The sequence below is a fragment of the Chitinophaga qingshengii genome (assembly GCF_014529935.1).
In the GTDB taxonomy this organism is placed as follows: Bacteria; Bacteroidota; Bacteroidia; order Chitinophagales; family Chitinophagaceae; genus Chitinophaga; species Chitinophaga qingshengii.
Genome location: NZ_JACVFC010000001.1, coordinates 874,596 through 890,820 on the forward strand (window position 1 = coordinate 874,596; position 16,225 = coordinate 890,820).

The window sequence follows — 16,225 nt, forward strand, 5'->3', positions numbered from 1 at the left end:
AGCATATAATTATGACGAGTGATATTACACTGCCTTTTTACCAGGCGTTAACTACAGATGTGAACGCATTATCGGCCTGCCAGGCGCAGGACGAGCTGCAGGGCATCCGCCGGGAGGCTTTGGAACGCTTCGCCGTGCTGGGCCTTCCCACACTGAAAACAGAAGCCTGGCGTTATTCCAACATACAACGGTATCTCAAGGAATTCCCTTATGAACTGCTGTATGCTACCACTACCGTACCGGCAGCTACGATAGCCCAGACGGCTATTCCGGAACTGGACAGCTACCGCATTGTGCTGGTCAACGGCCATCTGCAGGCTGATCTTTCCGAACTGCCCGCAGGCAAAGGCATCACCATCGGTGCCCTGAGCGCACATACACAGGCGCCCGGTTTTACCACCTGGTTCAACAAACAACACCACCTGGCACAGGAATCCCTGGCTACCCTCAATACCGCCCTCTTCGCCGATGGCCTCTATATTGAGCTGGCTGCCAATACTGTCATCGATAAACCGGTACATATCGTTCACGTATACACGACCACACAGCATGCCTTCATTCAGCCCCGCCACCTGTGGGTGCTGAACAGAAACGCTGCCGCTACCATTATCGAAACATCCGTACATCCGGACGCCGGCGCGGTTACCTTTACCAACAGCGTACTGGAAACCGTAGTGGAGGAAAATGCGGAACTGTGGCATTATAATATCCAGCAGGGCGACCAGCACTTCCGCGAAGTGCATACTACCGCCGCCCAGCAACAGGCCAACAGCCGTTACCACCACTTTAATTTCACACTGCCCGGTACCCCGTTCACCCGCAACAACCTGAGCGTGGCTCTCAACGGCAGCAATACGGAAACAAACCTGAACGGCCTGTACATTGCCAATGAAAGTCAGCATGTAGACAACCATACCTTTATGGACCACATCATGCCTAACTGCAACAGCAATGAACTGTACAAAGGCGTACTGCTCGATAACGCCAACGGCGTATTCACCGGCAGGATCCTGGTACACCGCGAAGCGCAGAAAACCAACGCCTTCCAGCAGAATAACAACCTGCTGCTGGGTACAAAAGCAGATATCAACTCACAACCACAGCTGGAAATTTACGCCGATGACGTAAAATGCAGCCACGGTTTCACCGCCGGACAGTTCAGCGAAGAATCCATGTTCTACCTGCGCTCCCGCGGTATCGGGGAAGACGCCGCCAAAGCACTGATGGTAAATGCCTTCTCCCATGATATTACAGACGCAGTGAAGGTGCCTGCCCTGCAACATTACCTGCAGGAACAGATTGCCGCTATCATGAACAACTAATTACCGATCCAATGGAACATATTGCTAACATAGAAACTGCAGCCCTGGACGTACAAACAATCAGGAAGGATTTCCCTATCCTGCAGGAACTGGTGCATGGCAAACCGCTGGTATACCTCGATAACGGGGCTACCACGCAGAAGCCGCTGACCGTGATAGAAACAGAAGCCCGGTATTACGAAGAATATAACAGCAATGTGCACCGCGGCGTCCATCATCTGAGCCAGGAAGCCACCAATGCCTACGAGAAAGCCCGCGAAATTGTAGCCGGCTTTATCAATGCAGCGCACAGCCACGAAATCATCTTCACCAAAGGCACAACCGACGGCATCAACCTGGTGGCCAACACCATGAGCCGCCGTTTCCTGAAGGAAGGCGACAGCGTGATCATCTCCGCGATGGAACACCACTCCAACATCGTTCCCTGGCAGATGGCCTGCGAGGAAAGCGGCGCTACCCTGAAAGTGATCCCCTTCAATGAAAAGGGAGAACTGAAGATGGAGGAATACACCGCCCTGCTCGATGATACGGTGAAAATGGTAGCAGTGACCTATGTTTCCAATACGATGGGTACCATCAACCCGGTAGAAGACATCATCGCACAAGCGCATGCCCGCAATATACCCGTACTCCTGGATGCCGCACAGGCCATCCAGCATATGAGTATCGACGTGCAGGCCCTGCAGGCTGATTTCCTTGTTTTCTCCGGACATAAAATTTACGGTCCTACCGGCATCGGCGTACTGTATGGTACCTCCGAATGGCTGAATAAACTGCCTCCCTACCAGGGCGGCGGCGATATGATCAAAACCGTAACATTTGCCAAAACAACCTATAATGAGTTGCCCTATAAATTTGAAGCCGGTACCCCGCATATTGCAGGCGCCATCGGTTTAGGGGCAGCTATCCGATACCTGCAACAGATCGGTCTGGACAAAATCCAGCAATGGGAAGAGCAGCTGCTCGCCTATGCGCTGGAACAACTGCGCCAGATCGAAGGTATCCGTTTTATCGGCGACGCCGCCCACAGAAGCGGCGCCATCTCCTTCCTGGTACACGATATTCACCCGTTTGACCTGGGCGAACTGCTGGACCAGCAAGGTATTGCCGTAAGAACAGGCCACCACTGCTGCGAACCGCTGATGGACGAGTTTAAGATCCCCGGTACCGTTCGGGCTTCGCTGACTTTCTACAATACCAGGGAAGACATCGATAAGCTGGTAACCGGTATCAAACGGGCCGTTTCCATGTTGCGGTAAAAGGAGAATATTTATTATGACGATTAACGACAGACAGGAAGAAATAAAGTCCGATTTTGAAGTGATGAGCAACTGGGAGGATAAGTACGAGTACATTATCCAACTGGGCAAGGATTTGCCACTCATCGCCGAAGAATTTAAAACACCGGACAATCTGATCAAAGGTTGCCAGTCACGCGTGTGGCTGCATACCGAGCTCAGGGATGGGAAGCTGTACTTCACCGCCGACAGCGACGCCGTGATCACCAAAGGGCTGGTAAGCCTGATGATTTACGTGCTTTCCGGGTATACCCCGAAAGAGATAGCCACCGCGGATATCTACTTTATCGACGCCATCGGTCTGAGTAGCCATCTCTCTCCCACCCGTTCCAACGGGCTGCTGAGCATGCTCAAACAGATGAAACTTTATGCAGTAGCCTACCAGGCAAAAACAAACCAGTCATGAGCGAAGCTACATTAAGGGATAAGATAGAAGAACAGCTGAAAACCGTATACGATCCGGAAATCCCTGTCAACATCTGGGAACTGGGACTGGTATACGAAATCAAGATCAAGGAAAACAACCGCATTGGTATAGATATGACCCTCACCGCGCCGGGTTGCCCCGTAGCCGGTGATATCATCCGCGAAGTGGATGAGAAGGTCCGGAATATTGAAGGCGTGTCTGAGGTAGATGTTCACCTGACTTTTGATCCACCATGGACCAAGGAGATGATGAGCGAAGAAGCGAAACTGGAACTCGGATTTTTATGATTAATATTGATTTCGCTGATTTGGGGGAGACCACCGGGGAGATCTTTAACTTGTGATGGACATGATTAGTGCTGATTTCGCTGATTTGGGGGAGACCACCAGATAGATTTTTGCGAATAGATTTTACCTTTTTGATAATACCTTCGGGATACATCTTTGAAATTTTTCTTTCAAAAATGTATCCCGAATTTTTTTGCTTTTATGTTGGGTTGATGAGGATGACGACGCTTGTATGCTTTATCTGATCCATCATGAAAAGCCTAGCCTGTTTTTTATTTTATGTTTATTATTAAATATGAGATGGAATGATTTTTATAATTGATAATCAGATTATTACAATATATTAACTAAACATCTTAAGAAAGCAGTTTTCTTTATCTTTTTACAGCCATCGCCTTATATTTTTTACAAAAAAATCCATTTGATACGATATACACTGCGCAGTAATAACCGAAATTTGATTACTATTTTATGAAATAATTTAATTTGTAGCATTATTCATCAACACCCCTTTTTAGTGTATTTTGATGTTCTGCAACAAACCAATAAACAACAAATAACCAAATATAAAAATAATTAAATATCAAAATAATTGGACCTAACGGAAGAACAGGTGCTGGCGATGGCACCCGATGAATCGTCCCGCAAGGCGGGAAAAGACCTGGGGAAAGCGGCTAAGTGGGTTAGTAAAGGCTTCAGTGAAGCAGCGCTCTGGGGAGAGTGCCAGGGCAGCGGCAGCAAACCTTACCAGACCCAGGTAGACATCAGCGACATGGCTTTCCGCTGTAGTTGCCCGAGTCGCAAGTTTCCCTGTAAACATGGCATTGGCCTTTTATTATATTATGCCCGGGAGAAAGCCTCCTTTACCCGGCAGGAACAACCGGCCTGGGTAACGGAATGGATCGGTAAAAGGGCGGAGAAAGCGGAGAAAAAGGTACAGCAGTCCGCCGAAGCCAAACCGGTGGACGAAGCCGCCCAAACCAAAAGACAGGAAGCCCGGCACCGCAAAGTGACCGACGGCCTCGAAGAACTGGTGCGCTGGGCCAAAGACCTGGTACGCAACGGTATCATCAGCTTACCGGATAAAGGCGCCGATATGTGCGACAATATGGCCAAACGTATGGTAGATGCCCAGGCATCCGGACTGGCCGGTATACTCCGCGAAATGGCGGAAATTGGCTACTACAGCGACGGCTGGCAACATAGCTTTATGGACCAGCTGCTGCGCCTGTACCTGGCAGCAAAGGCCTATGGACAGCTGGACAGGCTGGAACCCGGACTGCAACAGGATATCCGTACCCTCATCGGGTACTCCCAGTCGCAGGATGAACTCAAAGCCCAAACCGGTATCACCGATACCTGGCTGGTACTGGGTAAACAAAGCACCGAAGACGACCGCCTTATCACCGAACGCTACTGGCTATACGGCCTTACTACCCGCCGGCCGGCACTGGTATTACAATTCACTATCCGGCACCAGCCATCCGTACAACTGATGCCGGCGCCCGGCAGCTGCATACAGGCGGAACTGGTATATTACCCGTCAGCCGCTCCCCTGCGGGCACTGATCAAAACCCAGCAACCCGCGCCTGCTAATCCGGCTTTCCGGGGATACGCCGACTGGACCGGCGTGGTAACCGCACAAAGCCAGGTAAGCAGCCAATTCCCTTTGTATAACGACCAGGTATATACGATCGCCGCACTCACCCCCGTACAGCGTAATGGTCAGTGGTGGCTGCGCGACGAACAACAACAGGAAATGCAGCTCCGGCCGGACTTCCGCAGCCTTTGGAAACTACTGGCGCTCAGCGGCGGCCAACCCTTACCGATGGCGGTCATTGGCCGGGAAACACTGTATGAACCCATCGGTGTATGGTATGGACAGGGTTATAAGGTATTATAACATCTTTTAGCAATTGACATTTGAGTGCTTTACAATATGTATGGACAGGGTTATAAGGCATTGTAACCCTGGTTCCTTAAATAGCAAAACGGTGCTGAATAATACTCTTGCATAGTTGAAACACTTCGTTAACATGAGAGAACTCTCCGGCGGAAGGAATCTCTATGACAAAGCAATCCACCCCATTCACGATATGCTGTACCAGCACACCGGCCACCTCTTCATAGCTGCCTGCATGATAGGGACAATCTGCTTTAAAGTGCTCAAAGGGGAACAGGCTATAGGTTGTCTGTACAGGATTTTCCGTTAGGTGAATTGTTTCATGAAGTTCTTTTTTCCAATGGCTGTCTGTATTACCCATAGAATAGTCCAGCATGGCTTTGTCCATCTCATCACCGGAGAAAAGCTCCTTCATGCGCTGCCAGGCAGCATCCGCGTCGGGCCTTGCTACGATCCCGAAATGCAATGCTTGTTTGGCAGGAGGCTTCAGACTGTCTGACGGCGGGTATTTAACATCTTTGGCCATCCCGAAAGAAGAAGAACCAAAGAATGCGTTGGCTTTCCGGGCACTTTCAGAAGAACCGGCTATAAAGAACTCCGGCAAGATCTCGGCGGGTAGCTTGTCAGACAGCTGCAGATCGTTTACGGTGTAATACTCCCCCTTAAATTTCAGTGTCTTTCTATCTGTCAGCAGATGCCTTACTATCTGGATATATTCAGTGAGCCGCTGATATCGCTGATCATGTTCCAGGTAATCGTTCAGGTTAGCCATATCACTTTTGGAAGTGCCGGTAATGAAGTTCAGGTATATCTTCCGTTGATATAAGCTCCCCAGGGAAAGTATTTTCCGGGCCGCCGTAAAGGGGTGCATATAAACCGGGTTTACAGCGATAAAAGGGGAAAGTGTGGAGGAGTTACTTAATACTGACTGTGCAAAAACCCACGGCTCAAGGTTTCCCCGGTTGCTCTGAAAAAGCAGCAAACCTGTATAATTAAACTCATCACTCAACCGGATAGTATCAAGCACATTTTCAAAGTTGTACGACTGTATATTCTCATCTCTGTATAGAACGGAAAACACCTTTATTTTCCTGTCCCGGAAGGTCATTTGCATAGTAAGTATTTAATCGTTGAAAAGCACTCCCCCCTGAAAAGCACCAGCGAGGATCACAGCCAGGGAAAAACCGGCCGGGAAACACGGGGATTGTAATGCGTAGCGGAGTAATAGTCGTGGAGCGGCCAACCGCTGATCTGGCTTAAATGTATATGGTTCAGATCTTCCTTCAGCATCTGGAAATAACTGCCACTTCTGCCCTCCAGGAGTTTTCTGTGCTCTTTCAGCACATCGCCGGGCACCAGGGTGTTACCGGGATCAAAGTAACGGACCGCGCCATCTTTGTCCCGCAGCGTCTTCACCTTTCCTGCATTATAGATACTGGGAGAGAAAGGAACATCTATATAACCACAGGCAAATGCGTTGATAATGCTCTTTGCAGGATCGCCGTCACCGGTACCCAGTATACTGTCTACCATGCTTCTGACCGACCGTTCTATCATGGCCCGTTCATAGGCGACTTTTACCGGATCGTAGCTGCCGGAAAGCTCAAATCCTATTCTGGTAAGCTCAACCCCTTTTACATTCGCCTCCTCCAGGGGCACGTTCACTGATTCTACCGGCGACTTGGTCATGATCCTCGTTGCCCCGGCCAGTCGCGCTGTGACCGCGGATTCGATAATAATTTCCTCCGACATTTGCTGGTTCAGCGGAAAGGCCGCCATATACGTGTGAAATACGGTGGAGGTATAAACATCATGGTGCCCATACTTTTGCAGGTATTCCTGCGTAAGCATCTCCAAAGCGTGTATGGCTGCAATATCCTGCTCCCGGTTACCCTGTTCTGCATAACCCAGCGATAAATACTTTACGCCGTTCTGCGCTGCCAGCAATGCTTCCAGGATATTAACCGAAATAGCGATGGACGGCTCTATCAGCGTTGCGGTAAGAGTTCCAAAGAACTCTCTGTCAATCGGCCATCCTTCACGGGTGAGGTCTCCACTAAGACGGTCCACATACTGCCATGTTCTGATAGAACTTTCCAGGGAAACATCAGTGAAATAAGGGACATTATAACAGATCGCCCCGCCTTCAATAGCGGTAAATCCACTGGCGAATCCAGCTTCGGCCAGCAGCCTGCCATCATAGGAGCCATGCCGTACCTGTAGCGGAACATCCGGGAAACGGTCTATCAGTTCCTTGTTTCGCGGTACCCCAAAATTGATCAATGGATAGCCGTTCATCTCCTTGCCCGCCGCCAATAGTTCGTCCACATCTTTAAACTGGTGATGCCTGGTAGAGCTATCCACCTGTACCGACAGACAATCGGCGCCCGCTTCCTTCAGTTTGCGGAAAAGGACCGCCTGTCCTTCTACGGAAGGCACGCCACACCTGGGATGTATCAGGGTCTTTCCTGCTTTTTTAGCCTCCTGCAGGACTATTGCAAAACGGGTCGTTATCTGCTGCTGCCGGCGGGCCGTTTCTGCCAGCGGGCCTACTGCGGCATCATGTTCCTGTAAAACATCGTTTCTGTTATTAGACGGGACATGAGCGACAGGTTTCTTCAGGGAAAATCCGTTTTCAACCGAAACGATACCCAGACTGCTGAGATCTTTCTCCAGCCGTTCCAGAAAGATGTCCAGATCAAAATCCCCGGGCTTTGCATAAGCTTCTGTAAAGCCCATCTCCCGGAACCTGGCGCATACCTGTTGAGGATCTTCGTGTATACACAGGTTCCCCCCGATATACCACAGGCGCCTTCCACGGGCTGCTTCAAAACCAGCCATCTCCCGTCGCTGGTCTTCATGCAGCAGCCCGTTAGCATGCCCGTTCAGGGAAGAGATCAGTATGGCGTGCCCATACTTCGCTGCTTCCAGGAAGTGGGAAAATTTGTTCTGCAGTTTAAGGTCGATGATCTGATATCCTTTTTCCTGTAATGCCAGGGCGATCAACGACCTGCCGACGTTATGGGAATCGTCTCCATACGTCCCGATCACGATCCGGTAATCTGCCGGGTTAAATTGCTCCTTCATTTAAAGGTCTTTTAAGAATTTATTATCGCCATCTACCAGGAACTTCTTCGGTTCCTTTATATCATCTGTTACCTCAAAGGCAATGATGGTGATGACATCTCCTTCTTTAACCAGGTGCGCGGCGCCTCCATTCATACAGATGGTACCTGATCCCGCAGGGCCCTCTATCGCATAGGTCTCCAGCCGGGCGCCGTTCGTATTGTCTACCACCAGTACTTTTTCACCCACCAGTATATCGGCCCGCTTCAGCAGGTCGCTATCAATGGATATGCTTCCTGTATAGTTTACATTCGCTTCGGTAACGGTTGCTCTATGGATTTTCGATTTTAACATGATTCTCATTTTCATATATTTTGGGAAGTTTTAAAAAGGCCTTTTCCAGGCTTGTTTGTTATGAATATCAATTGGAAAACCGGAGCGCTGAAAATTGTGCAGGCAGATGCCCATCCGAACATCAGTCAGATGCCGCGACGGTTTTCTTATTTGGCAGTATGGCAGCGGAAATGGAAGCCGGCAGGGATCTTGTTGCACAGCTGTCGCAGGTGTAAGTAACAAACCTTACAAAAAACAGGGGAAACAGGCTTATATAGTCAGTAGCATCACTTCACCATACACACAAATGCCTGTCTATATCCAAGTTAATCTAAAATGATGCGCTTTTATTTAGTAGAAATACGAATTTTGATTGCAGGTTTTACTAAAAGCGCTTTAAAATAGTCTTGAAAGGATATGGGGCGAATCAATAAGCCAATCTTATAATTTTCTTTTCAATAGCATATTTTAACAAGCCAATCGTCGACCGGATACCTAGTTTTTGTTTCATATCCTGTCTGATCTTTTCGATGGACCGTACGCTCAGGAAAATCTCATCCGCAATTTCCTTGTTGCTCTTTTCCTCCCATAGCAGTTGCAGGATCTTCTTTTCCCGGTCATCCAGCGTCATCAAACTACAGGCGGAAGACACGCTTGCACTATGCTGCCTGTTCAGGTACAAGGCTTCCGTAAAAAGCTTATTACGGTACAGCTTACCATTGGAAACCGCTATGATGGCCCGAAGCACTTCTTCCGGATCATCCATTGTGGAAATATAACCATGTATACCCAGGTCCAGCAAATCACTGATCAGGCCAACATCAACAGGCCAGGACAGCACCAGAATCCTGATTCCGGGATACTTACTCCTGATGGCGTCCAAAGTTTCCATGACATTCCGCTGATCGACAAACAGGTCTGTTAACAGTACATTCGCCGAATGAACATCTAACTTCCTGAGAAGATCAAACAATTCTGATGCATGAAAACTAACACGGATGTTATCCTGATCTTCCAGATAATTTTTGAACACCTTACTAAATAACGTGTGTTCATTAAACAGGGCTACATTAATAGGATTTGTTGACATAGGTTAAATATTGAGAGGTTCTGACGATAGTATACCGGGTAACAAAAACGTATTGGGTTGTATTTTTAAAGCAACGATTTAATCCTCCGGGTAAAATATTCCATGTTTACCGGTCCGATCCAGACAGGACAGGTCATCTGGGGCATGATGATTTCAACTATCTGAAAACCAATTTTTTGAAAATTACTTTTATTTTTAAAGACATCGTTTACATCCATACATATACGTTCTTTTTTTTGTAATTTAGAGCTCATTTTCCCTGTCTGTTTTTAATTTAATTGTTCAACTAATGACCTTAAAATATAACAATAGTTTATCTGAATATTCCCGTATACCGGGCGATTTTCCCCGCTGTTTTCCATACATTTTTCAGACAACTATGCCTATCCACCACGGCCTCGTGTAAAAATAGCCGTACTCAAGAAAATGACCATGCAGTCCTGGAATGATATTATCAACATAGCCCTGTTGGGTACCGCCAAGAAGCAGCCGGATACCGGCAGTTTGCCCGGACCCTTACAGGTGGCGGCCCGGGAGGTATTCACCAACCCGGATACCGACCGGGAAGAACAGTTCCTGCAACTGGCCTCGCTGGTTTTTAACTACCGGCAAAGCGGCGCGATGGCGGTAGACGGCGGTGTAAGTACCATGACGGTCTGCCCGCCGGAGACCAAATCCTATTGCAGCGCTACTGCCGTGCAGGCGCTGAACCATACGCTGGACAGCGAAAACATACCGCTGCTGACGCTTTGGCTGGAACTATGCGCCCGCAATAATCAATTGCTTCCTCCCGAATACCTGCCGCGTATACTGGAAAATGCCAGCCGGCATAAAGCGCTGCGCAACCTCGCTGCAGCATGCTGCGGCAAACGTGGTGAATGGCTGGCACAGTTCAACCGCGAATGGAACTTCTCCGTAGCGGTAGATACTACCGAAGACATGTGGGAAAACGGCACCACCGCACAAAGACTGGAAGCGCTCACCCGCCTGCGGCGCGAACAACCGGCACATGCCCGCACTCTCCTGCAGGTGACCTGGCCACAGGAAAGCGCGGCCATAAAAGCGGAACTGTTGGGCGCCCTCGCCACCAATATCAGCCTGGATGACGCCCCCTGGCTGGAAAGCCTGTTGGCTGAAAAAAGTAAACAGGTAAAAGAAGCTACCCTGACGCTGCTCAAAAAAATCGCCGGCAGTGACCTGCATGAACAATACTGGCTGCTGCTGGAAAAAGCGATCCAGGTCAACAAAGGTAAAGTGACCGTCACTGCAGCGATTCCGCCGGATGCCGAGATCTTTAAAACCGGTATCGATAAACTCAGCAACAATGCCCGGGTATCGGACGATGAATACATCCTGTCACAACTGGTAGCCCTGGTACACCCCAGGGTATGGGAAACGCACCTCAATGCATCATTTGAAGAAGTGGTGGACCTGTTTCACCACCAGAAAGCGCTGAAACCTTTTGCACCCGCGCTGGCGCAGGCCATTGCCTGGTTCGGTGATGGTAAAAGGGCGCTTTCGTTTGTGCAGCACAGTGATACTTTCCATATGACGCTGCTGCCCCTGCTGCCATCAGACCAGCAGGATACCTACCTCCTCCAGCACTTCGATGCCCACAGCAACCTGGTGATGAACTATGTGGGGCAACTGCAGCAGGTATGGAGCGAAGAGCTGGCGATGAAGATATTCCGGTTTTGCGCCAAAAATCCGTATACCTATTCCCAGCGGACCATGGGCGATTTCATTGCGCTCATCCCCTCCTCGGTGAAATCTGCCCTGGATGACGTCACTACGGAGAATGAAACCTACCAGACCTACTGGAAATCTATTTCCCTTCACCTGGTCGGCCTTTTACAGATCAAAACATTTATACAACAATCCTTTTCAAAAAACAGCTAAATCATTATATACCATGTCTGACACCTTACGCCAACACGCAGAGGCCCTCTACGCCACCGAACTGGAAGAGCTGAAAAAGCAGGACAGCGGCAAACGACCGCATAACTGGCTGCTATCGCCACAAGCGGTAGTGACCTACCTGATCGGCGGTAAACTGAAAAACGGTTTTGAGGTGAGTCCGAAATATATCGGCAGTAAAAGACTGATGGAGATTGCCGTGGCTACCCTGGCCACCGATCGCGCCCTGTTATTATATGGTTTGCCCGGTACCGCCAAAAGCTGGGTAAGCGAACACCTGGCAGCCGCCATCAGCGGCGACTCTACCCGTATTGTACAAGGTACGGCCGGTACCAGCGAAGAAAGCATCCGTTACGGCTGGAACTACGCACGGCTGCTGGCTGAAGGCCCCTCCCGTCAGGCGCTGGTGGAAACACCGGTGATGCGCGCCATGCAGGAAGGCAAGATCGCCCGTATAGAAGAGCTGACCCGTATCGGCGCAGACGTACAGGACACGCTGATCACCATCCTTTCTGAAAAAACACTGCCTATCCCGGAGTTGAACAGCGAAGTACAGGCAGCCAAAGGGTTTAACATTATCGCTACTGCCAACAACCGCGACAAAGGCGTGAACGACCTTTCCAGCGCTTTGAAACGCCGTTTTAATACCGTGATACTTCCTGTGCCTGGCACCATGGAAGAAGAAATTGACATCGTGAAGAGACGGGTGGAAAGTTTTGAGAAAGTGATGGAACTGCCCGCCGAAAAACCGGCGATGGAAGAAATCCGCCGTATCGTTACCATTTTCCGCGAACTGCGGAATGGGGTAACAGAAGACGGGAAAACCAAAATAAAATCACCCGGAGGCACGCTCAGTACAGCAGAAGCTATCTCTGTGGTAAACAATGGCCTGACGCTCGCCGCTTATTTCGGTGATGGCCGTCTGACTGCCGCCGACCTGGCTGCCGGTATTATTGGCGCCGTGGTGAAAGACCCGGTACAGGATAAACTGGTATGGCAGGAATACCTGGAAACTGTTGTCAAAACCCGCGATGAGTGGAAAGATGTGTACCGTGCCTGCCGCGATTTGCAATAACCTAACTGAGTAATCATGTCTGTTCATATACTTGGAATCCGGCATCATGGGCCCGGCTCCGCCAGAAACGTCAAAAATTTCCTGGAGGAGTTGCAACCCGATATTGTGCTGGTGGAAGGTCCGCCGGAAGCTGATGCCATTCTTCCCTGGGCCAGCCATGAAGCGTTGAAACCACCGGTGGCCATACTGGTGTATCAGCCCGATGATCCACAGCATTCCTGCTTTTATCCGTTCGCCGAATACTCCCCCGAATGGCAGGCCATCGGCTATGCCCAGCGGCAGCATATCCCCGTGCGGTTTATGGACCTGCCGCTGGCACATGTTTTTGCCATCGAGAAGGAAAAACGCGCCGCTGCCGAAGCTGCCCGCCGGCAACAGGAAGTTACCGGCGAACAACCCGATAGTTCAGCTGCCGTCGACGAAATCACGCCGCTGCAGGAAGCTTCGCTGAACGTAGACGATACGGAAGACATTCCGGCCCAACCGCTTACCCCCGCTACTTTCCGCCATGATCCTATCGCCTACCTGGCGCATGCTGCCGGGCATGACGACGGGGAAAGATGGTGGGAACATATGTTTGAATACCGGCAACAGGACGACCAGGTGTTCGACGCCGTGAGCGATGCCATGCAGGCTTTGCGGGAAGAACTACCCTCGCGCGACAGCCGCATGGAACAACAACGTGAAGCCTGGATGCGGAAAATGATCCGCCAGGCAGAAAAGGAAATGTTTACCCGCATTGCAGTGATCTGTGGCGCCTGGCACGCTCCCGCGCTTAAAAATATGCCGGCCCAGAAGGTCGACAACGATCTGCTGAAAGGGTTACCAAAAGTAAAAATAGACTGTACCTGGATACCGTGGACGTATAGCCGTTTAAGTTATGAAAGCGGTTATGGCGCCGGCGTACCTTCTCCGGGATGGTATCAGCATATCTGGGAACACCCGTCGGACGATGGCACCCGCTGGATGGCGCTGGTAGCCAAACTATTCCGCGACCAGCAGAAAGATACCTCCGTAGCGCACGTACTGGAAGCAGTACGCCTCGCCAATGCCTTAACGTCGCTGCGGCAATATTCCCGTCCCGGGCTGGAAGAACTCAACGAAGCTACGCTCAGCGTATTATGCAACGGCGAAGATGTGCTGATGCAACTGATACGCGATGAACTGATTGTGAGCAACCGTATCGGACAGGTACCCTCCGACATCCCTAAACCGCCGCTGCAGGCCGATATTGAGCGGTTGCAGAAAAGATTGCGGCTACCGCAGACAGCGGACTTTAAGGATTATGTACTCGATTTGCGTAAAGACACAGACCTGGAACGCAGTATCCTGCTGCACCGGCTGCAACTGTTGGGCATCCGCTGGGGCGAACGCATGGAGACTTCCGGCAAAGGCACCTTTAAAGAACAATGGCGCCTGCAATGGGACCCGTCCTTTTCTGTAGATATCATTGAAAAAGGCAGTTGGGGTAATACCGTACTGGAAGCGGTTACCCAATACATCCTGGACGTTTCCGGCAAAACAGCCACGCTCCGGGAGGTTTGCCAGATGCTGGAATCCGCCCTGCCGGCAGAACTGCCGAAAGTAGTGGATGCGCTGATACTCCGGATCAACAATCTCGCAGCAGCTGCCGGTGATGTATTGCAGTTGCTGGAAGTGGTACCTTCCCTGGTGAACATCACCCGTTATGGTAACGTGCGAAAAACAGATGCGGACCTGGTGATGAACATCGTAGAGAGTATGATCAGCCGCGTATGTATCAGTCTTCCGGCAGCCTGCACAGCCGTTAGTGAAGATGCCGCCCTGGAACTGCTGGAACAGTTTCAGGCCATGAACGATGCCATCAACCTGCTGCAACACACCGACCTTACCAGTGCCTGGACCGGGACTTTAACCGCTATTTCGGGTAATAGTCAGTCGGCGCCGGTACTTGCCGGGTACGCTTCCCGCCTGTTGTTCGACTTTAAAATACTGGACAACGACGCCTTGTTCAACCGTTTCAGTATAGCCATGTCCGTTGCCAATGCTCCCGCCGTGACAGCAGCCTGGCTGGAAGGTTTTCTCAAAGGCAGCGGTACCCTCCTGCTGCTCGACGAAATCCTCTGGAACATGGTATGCAGTTGGGTAAGTCAGCTGGAAAATGATATTTTCATGCAGATATTGCCGTTATTACGCCGCACCTTTTCTAACTTTACCGCCCCGGAAAGGAAAAAACTGGGAGAAAAAGTACGAACAGGAAGCGACGGAAGTCCGGCCACCATCACGCTGGCTACCGGTGTAGATGATAGCCGGGCAGCTCTTGGCATCCCGGTAGTGATGAAGATGTTGGGATTTTTTCACCCTGAAAACCAGGCAGAATAATGGAAGAAAATATACGACGCTGGCGACTGATCCTGGGAGGCGATAATAATGATGGAACTGCTTTTTCCCTCAACAAAACCGACCTTCAGGTAGACAAAACACTGGAAGCCTTATACGACAGTAACCGCAAAGGCGGGCTGGGGGCTTCTTCGCCCAACGTCAGCCGCTGGCTGGGCGATATCCGCAGTTATTTCCCGGCTTCCGTCGTACAGGTGATGCAGAAAGACGCCCTCAAACGGCTCGATCTCACCGCCATGCTGCTGGAAAAGGAAATGCTGCAAAACGTGGAACCGGATGTACACCTGGTCGCCACCCTGATGACACTCAGCCGGGTGATCCCGGAGAAGACCAAAGACACCGCCCGGCAAGTGGTAAAAAAGGTAGTGGATGAACTGCTCAAAAAGTTGTCGCAACCCATGCAACAGGCCATTACAGGCAGTCTTAACCGGAGTGTGCGCAACCGGCGTCCCCGCCACAACGAAATCAACTGGGACCTGACCATCCGCAAAAATCTGCAACATTATCAACCGGAATATAAAACCATTATACCGGAAACATTGGTAGGCTATGGCCGTAAAAGATCGGCACTGAAAGATGTGGTGTTATGCCTGGACCAGAGCGGCTCTATGGGCACCTCCGTGGTATATTCCGGTATCTTCGGCGCCGTAATGGCCTCTATCCCGGCCGTACAAACGAAGATGGTGGTTTTCGATACGGCGGTAGCAGATCTTACCGAAGAGCTGCAAGACCCGGTAGAACTGCTGTTTGGCGTACAGCTGGGCGGCGGCACCGATATTCACCTGGCCCTGCAATATTGCCAGCAGCTGATTACGCGGCCGGCAGATACCGTGCTGGTGGTGATCACCGACCTGTTTGAAGGCGGCGATGAAACCGGCATGCGCAAACGCTTTACCGACCTGGCCGCCAGCGGCGTACAGGTGGTGGTGTTGCTGGCCCTCAACGATGAGGGCGCGCCCTCATATGATCATGAAAATGCACAGTTCCTCGCCGGCCTCGGCATCCCGGTATTTGCCTGCACGCCAGACAAATTCCCTGATATGATGGCCATGGCCCTGAGCAAACAGGACATTGCCCAATGGGCTGCCAGAGAGGAAATTGTCCTGAAAAAATAAGAACCTATTTAAG

Annotated in this window: 13 protein-coding genes; 9 read left to right on the forward strand and 4 right to left on the reverse strand. The window is 50.5% G+C overall.

Features of this window, described 5'->3' with window-relative positions:
* Window positions 1-11 precede the first annotated feature (11 nt).
* From sufD to ICL07_RS03005, 5 genes are all read left to right on the forward strand, one after another.
* Window positions 12-1,322 (forward strand): Fe-S cluster assembly protein SufD, encoded by a 1,311-nt coding sequence (sufD, locus tag ICL07_RS02985; RefSeq protein ID WP_188086457.1) that lies wholly within the window; start codon window positions 12-14, stop codon window positions 1,320-1,322.
* Window positions 1,323-1,333: 11 nt separating this feature from the next.
* Window positions 1,334-2,581: an aminotransferase class V-fold PLP-dependent enzyme gene (locus tag ICL07_RS02990; protein ID WP_281389407.1), complete on the forward strand. Its 1,248-nt coding sequence runs from the start codon at window positions 1,334-1,336 to the stop codon at window positions 2,579-2,581.
* Between the two features lie 16 nt (window positions 2,582-2,597).
* Window positions 2,598-3,026, forward strand: a complete 429-nt coding sequence (locus ICL07_RS02995; RefSeq protein ID WP_188086458.1) for a SufE family protein — start codon at window positions 2,598-2,600, stop codon at window positions 3,024-3,026.
* A complete protein-coding gene (locus ICL07_RS03000) occupies window positions 3,023-3,334 on the forward strand; it encodes a DUF59 domain-containing protein (protein WP_188086459.1) in 312 nt (103 codons plus the stop codon). Before ICL07_RS02995 ends, ICL07_RS03000 begins: the two co-directional genes overlap by 4 nt.
* A 592-nt stretch (window positions 3,335-3,926) precedes the next feature.
* Complete coding sequence (locus ICL07_RS03005; RefSeq protein WP_188086460.1) at window positions 3,927-5,237, forward strand: SWIM zinc finger family protein; 1,311 nt, start codon at window positions 3,927-3,929, stop codon at window positions 5,235-5,237.
* A gap of 76 nt (window positions 5,238-5,313) precedes the next feature.
* On the opposite strand, the gene ICL07_RS03010 is transcribed toward ICL07_RS03005, so the two are convergent.
* From ICL07_RS03010 to ICL07_RS03025, 4 genes are all read right to left on the reverse strand, one after another.
* Window positions 5,314-6,351 (reverse strand): LLM class flavin-dependent oxidoreductase, encoded by a 1,038-nt coding sequence (locus ICL07_RS03010; RefSeq protein WP_188086461.1) that lies wholly within the window; start codon window positions 6,349-6,351, stop codon window positions 5,314-5,316.
* Window positions 6,352-6,404: 53 nt separating this feature from the next.
* Window positions 6,405-8,324 carry a methylaspartate mutase subunit E gene (locus ICL07_RS03015; protein ID WP_188086462.1) on the reverse strand — a complete coding sequence of 640 codons (1,920 nt, stop codon included), beginning with the start codon at window positions 8,322-8,324 and terminating at the stop codon, window positions 6,405-6,407.
* On the reverse strand, window positions 8,325-8,657 hold the full coding sequence (panD, locus tag ICL07_RS03020) for an aspartate 1-decarboxylase (RefSeq protein ID WP_281389408.1): 333 nt from the start codon (window positions 8,655-8,657) through the stop codon (window positions 8,325-8,327). It abuts the gene before it with no gap.
* 406 nt (window positions 8,658-9,063) lie between these two features.
* On the reverse strand, window positions 9,064-9,726 hold the full coding sequence (locus ICL07_RS03025) for a LuxR C-terminal-related transcriptional regulator (protein ID WP_188086464.1): 663 nt from the start codon (window positions 9,724-9,726) through the stop codon (window positions 9,064-9,066).
* A gap of 432 nt (window positions 9,727-10,158) precedes the next feature.
* Here ICL07_RS03025 and ICL07_RS03030 point away from each other — a divergent pair, with 432 nt between their 5' ends.
* From ICL07_RS03030 to ICL07_RS03045, 4 genes are read left to right on the forward strand one after another with little or no spacing between them, the layout of a single operon-like run.
* Window positions 10,159-11,625 (forward strand): DUF5691 domain-containing protein, encoded by a 1,467-nt coding sequence (locus tag ICL07_RS03030; RefSeq protein WP_188086465.1) that lies wholly within the window; start codon window positions 10,159-10,161, stop codon window positions 11,623-11,625.
* Window positions 11,626-11,638: 13 nt separating this feature from the next.
* Window positions 11,639-12,718 carry an ATP-binding protein gene (locus ICL07_RS03035; RefSeq protein ID WP_188086466.1) on the forward strand — a complete coding sequence of 360 codons (1,080 nt, stop codon included), beginning with the start codon at window positions 11,639-11,641 and terminating at the stop codon, window positions 12,716-12,718.
* A gap of 15 nt (window positions 12,719-12,733) precedes the next feature.
* Window positions 12,734-15,079 (forward strand): DUF5682 family protein, encoded by a 2,346-nt coding sequence (locus ICL07_RS03040; RefSeq protein WP_188086467.1) that lies wholly within the window; start codon window positions 12,734-12,736, stop codon window positions 15,077-15,079.
* Window positions 15,079-16,212: a VWA domain-containing protein gene (locus tag ICL07_RS03045; protein WP_188086468.1), complete on the forward strand. Its 1,134-nt coding sequence runs from the start codon at window positions 15,079-15,081 to the stop codon at window positions 16,210-16,212. The genes ICL07_RS03040 and ICL07_RS03045 overlap by 1 nt, the downstream gene beginning before the upstream one ends.
* Window positions 16,213-16,225: the final 13 nt, after the last annotated feature.